The sequence below is a fragment of the Aquimarina ulvae genome (genome assembly GCF_053613295.3).
Window position 1 is genome coordinate 1 of record NZ_JBSIBP030000033.1, and the last position, 3,170, is coordinate 3,170.

The 3,170-nt window shown below is 31.4% G+C and carries 4 protein-coding genes; all 4 read left to right on the plus strand.

What is annotated here, in order from left to right; translation table 11 throughout:
- Positions 1 to 226 (plus strand): hypothetical protein (locus ACWGOQ_RS23930; protein ID WP_458202889.1); only part of this gene is annotated, 226 nt, incomplete at its 5' end.
- A gap of 223 nt (positions 227 to 449) precedes the next feature.
- Positions 450 to 1,001, plus strand: a complete 552-nt coding sequence (locus ACWGOQ_RS23935) for an NIF family HAD-type phosphatase (protein ID WP_452060358.1) — start codon at positions 450 to 452, stop codon at positions 999 to 1,001.
- A gap of 210 nt (positions 1,002 to 1,211) precedes the next feature.
- Complete coding sequence (locus ACWGOQ_RS23940) at positions 1,212 to 1,922, plus strand: ATP-grasp domain-containing protein (protein ID WP_452060359.1); 711 nt, start codon at positions 1,212 to 1,214, stop codon at positions 1,920 to 1,922.
- A gap of 197 nt (positions 1,923 to 2,119) precedes the next feature.
- Positions 2,120 to 2,917 carry a hypothetical protein gene (locus ACWGOQ_RS23945; protein WP_452060360.1) on the plus strand — a complete coding sequence of 266 codons (798 nt, stop codon included), beginning with the start codon at positions 2,120 to 2,122 and terminating at the stop codon, positions 2,915 to 2,917.
- Positions 2,918 to 3,170: the final 253 nt, after the last annotated feature.

A 3,170-nucleotide genomic window follows, 5' to 3' on the forward strand; every position in this document is an offset into this window, starting at 1 on the left:
ATTTAAAGACTTGAAATTTCAAGATGATATTATATCTGGACTAACTTTTGACCCCACAAATTCGAAAAAAGAATGGTACGAGTTTTCTCTAAATATATTGACAAAAGAAATTAAAGGAGGGAGTTTTAGAGTTATGCTAGATAACAATCCCAATCTTGAAATGAAAAATAGGATAGAGATAAAGACAAAAGATAACGTAAAAAAACCTTGGTGGAAATTTTGGTAAGCAAAAAAGCCAGCTTGTAACACTATATATAGCAAATTGGGCAATTAGTGTTTAACCCAAAGGGTGTTGTCTATTTGCAAAGTCGCCAAATCTTTTGATTTGGTATTAAAAGAGAAAAATTAAAACAAAATACAAAAGATTTGGCTTGTGGCTTAACCGAAATTAATCGCTTATTTTCTGCCCAACTTGCCATATATTTAACGTTCTAAGCCATTAACTAAATTTGGAAACTGAAAACAAAATATTATTAGTACTGGATCTAGACGAGACTCTAATTCACGCAACTAAACGAAAACTCGAAATTGACTTTGACTTCCAATATGCAGATTATTTTGTTTATCGAAGACCGCATCTTGAGTGGTTTTTAGAATCTATGAGTGTTAATTTCAAATTAGCTATTTGGTCATCTGCTGACGATAAATACGTTGAGGAAATCGTTGAAAAAATAAAACCTGAAAACATTGAATTTGAATTTGTTTGGGGAAGAACTCGCTGTACAACGAAAAGGAATTATCAACTTGACGAATATGTTCACGAAAAGAGACTTAAAAAAGTAAAAAAGAAAGGTTTCTCAATTGACCGAATATTGATGATTGACGATTCTCCTGAAAAAACAAAGGATAATTATGGGAATGCTGTTTATGTGACTGCCTTTGAAGGAAACCAAACTGACTCGGAATTGAAAATTCTTGCGGAATATCTGAACTCAATAAAAGATAGCCGAAATATGAGAAGTTTTGAAAAAAGAGGATGGAAAAATAAAAAAACGGCTTAGAACAACACCTATGCGATAATGCGGAGTTTAGGTTTAATCGAAAGGTTATTGTCTATTTGGTTTGTCACCAAAGATTTAAATTTAGTATTTTAGAAAATATAAAAACAAAACATAAACTTTGGCTAAGAGCTGGCTCGAAAAACTGTGATTTTTTGCTCCCGCACTACGCATAGCTAAACGTTGTAAGCAACCAAAACAAACATTCAATAAATGACGAATGAAGTCCTATTAATTCCTGACAAAGCAGATATTGAACGTGATTCAATTGCCAAAAGTTGGAAAAAGAATGGCGGAGAAATAAAAAGAATTGTAAAGTTTTGGGAACAACCAAACATTGACTCCAAAAAAAGAGTAATCATATACGGAATTGACACTTTTAGTCTTGTTTTAGCTCAAGTCCTCGGAATAAAACTGATTGAGCCTAAAGATGAATTAATTAGTGAACTGGACTTTAAATGGATTAAACGCGAAATCGAGATTCTAAAAATCGCGGAAGTTGACACAACTTCATTTCCAATCTTTATCAAACCTGTTAAACCTAAAACATTCAAATCGAGAGTTTATAATGATTTTGACAGTTTTACTCAAGAAACAAAAGGGATTGAACAAAATGAACAAGTTATAAAGTCAAACATAATTGATATAGAAACTGAAGTTCGTGCGTTTATATTAAAAAACGAAATTCTAGATATGGCAATTTATGAAGGAAATTCCGATCTAAATTCCGCAAAAGAATTTCTGACTGATTTTTTACAAAACCATACAATCGATTTACCTAAAACTTATGTTATTGACTTAGGACACAACATAACTAATGGATGGTTTGTTATAGAATTTAATTCTAGTTGGGGAGCTGGATTAAATTCCTGTAACCCTAATAAAGTAATTAATGGAATTAGAGAAGCGACTCTTAATGAATAAAAAAGGCAGCTTACAACAATATATATGCAATCAGAGCAAAGTTTGGTACCAATCGAAAGGTCATTTCTTTTTTGTGGTGGCGCCAAATTTTTATAAATTGAATAAGAAATAAAAATAGCGCGGTTTAATCAATTGGTTCAGGCTTGCTTGCCTTGCTCCGATTCATATATTTGGCGTTGTACGCAATTTGACTTGAAATGAAAACTCTGATTTCGATATTAATAATTTTGATCCTCTATTCTTGTAATGGACAAAATATTTACGAACTGAATAAAGCGGAATTAGAAAATTGTCATACTTGTCGACCAAAAAAGAAAAATCCATACCCGAAGCAAGATTGGGTTCAAAATGACTTGACTCGATATCGAGAAATGATTAATCCTATTTCGGAATTGAAACCTATTATATCGGAGTACCTAACTGTTTATCCATCACTTTTGTCTGGAAAGGGAAACTCTTCAAGTATAACAATTGAATTACTGGACGATTTAAAATTAATTTCTCACGACTTTTATGGTGGTTATACAAGTTTTAACCTAAAAACATTGATTTATAATGATTTAATAATTTACTCAAAGTTATACACAGAAGTTGAAGACAATGTATTTGAGAACATCTATTTAAAAGAAATAACTATTCCTCTAACCTGCAGTGGAACAAGCATGGAATACTTTAAAATTCACTATGAAAATTTAACGGAATACAAAAAAGTATACCCCAATTTCACATTAGAAATTGACATTAATAAATATACAACTGATGAGCTAAATGCATATTATAACTTGAATAAGGTCGAGTATAATTCCAGTACGTATCAAGTTGATGAAGATTATCCTCATTTAGCAAATGGATTTATAAAAACACTTTTGGAACAAGAAAAATATGACGTTATAGAAAAACTATTGTTTGGCGCAAATCCAGTTGCTAGAATTTACTCTTACACAGCTTTAAAATCGCTATTCGTGACGGATATATCCCTGATTCAGATGTTATAAAACAAATGGAAAATATAAAACAAAACGGACTGAAATTTAAAAGCGGAATTAATTCATCTCATAGTGTGACAACTGATTTTGACTTTACAAATAAGCTAAACTTTGAATGAAAAACTACGTACAACAATTTGTATATTGCATATACCGCCTTCGGCAGGCAAACGCAACATACAAGAAACGTTAGCGGTAATACATTAAATATGAAAGAAAATTGCTCAAACGATAGCATTCTAAAATCTTACACTGAACACAC

Coding starts and splice junctions, on each gene's coding strand:
- ACWGOQ_RS23940 (WP_452060359.1), top strand. CDS start 1,212: ATGACGAATGAAGTCCTATTAATTCCTGACAAAGCAGATATTGAACGT.
- ACWGOQ_RS23945 (WP_452060360.1), top strand. CDS start 2,120: ATGAAAACTCTGATTTCGATATTAATAATTTTGATCCTCTATTCTTGT.